A 901-nucleotide genomic window follows, 5' to 3' on the forward strand; every position below is an offset into this window, starting at 1 on the left:
GGATGTCACCAGGACCAGACGCGAGCGCGACAGGTGTGGTTGGGCGAGCCACTCCTGCACGAGTCGCAGCGCCCAGTCCGCTGCCCGCAACATCGCGGCGGCTTGGGCTCGCGCGCCGCCGGTCGGGTCGGGCGGCGGGCACGACGCCACGACCACGGCCGACGACGCGTCGCACGCGGCCGGTTCGGGGTATACCGGGATGCCGGAACCCGCTGGGGCGAGGGCGTCCACCAGTGGTGTGCCCGCCGTGCCCAGGATCCCCCAGCGGAGCGCCGTCACGGGTACGGGCGGTTCGGCCGGCACCCAGTGCGTCCGGTGCAGAGCGTCGGTGACCGCGTCCACCGTCGCCGACCCGCTACGCGCGAGGGGGCGGAGCGTCAGCGAACGGATCGTCGCCACCGGTGCGCCCGTCTCGTCGGTCAGCTCCACGTCGGCCCGCCCGTCGGGCCCGGAAGTCGTGCGTACCCGCACACGCTGTGCCCGGGTGGCGTGCACGCGCACTCCGCCGAAGGCGAACGGCAGGGACAACCCGCCGGCCGACGCACCGGCCGGCTTGGCATCGTCGGTGACCAGGCCGGCCAGGGCCAAGGCGTGCAGCGCCGCGTCGAGCAATGCGGGATGCAGGGCGAACCGGCTCGCCCAGGTCGCCGCCATCGCGTCGGTGCACGCCGAGGCCGAACTCCTGGAGCGGGTCGCGGCGTTGGTCGACGAGCGCACCCGCGTCCTGGAGGCGCTGGTGGGTCAGGGCTGGACGATCTTCGACTCGCAGGCCAACTTCGTGTGGCTGCGTCTGGGGGAGCGCACGAGCGAGTTCGCCGCGATGTGCGAGGCCGCCGGCGTGACCGTACGGCCGTTCGAGGGTGAGGGCTGCCGCGTCACGATCGGCGAGACCGAGGCCAAC

General features: G+C 74.1%; 1 protein-coding gene and 1 pseudogene. One reads left to right on the forward strand and one right to left on the reverse strand.

Annotation, left to right across the window (positions count from 1 at the left end; all coding sequences use genetic code 11):
- The coding region (locus GT354_RS20675) for a polyketide synthase dehydratase domain-containing protein (RefSeq protein WP_237535290.1) at positions 1–654 on the reverse strand (654 nt) is incomplete at its 3' end.
- Here GT354_RS20675 and GT354_RS20680 point away from each other — a divergent pair.
- Positions 629–901 (forward strand): annotated as a pseudogene (locus GT354_RS20680) (aminotransferase class I/II-fold pyridoxal phosphate-dependent enzyme); the annotation flags it as partial. The gene GT354_RS20675 and the pseudogene GT354_RS20680 sit on opposite strands and share 26 nt — an antisense overlap.

Origin of the sequence: Streptomyces sp. SID3343, assembly GCF_009865215.1 — a bacterium.
Taxonomy (GTDB): Bacteria; Actinomycetota; Actinomycetes; order Streptomycetales; family Streptomycetaceae; genus Embleya.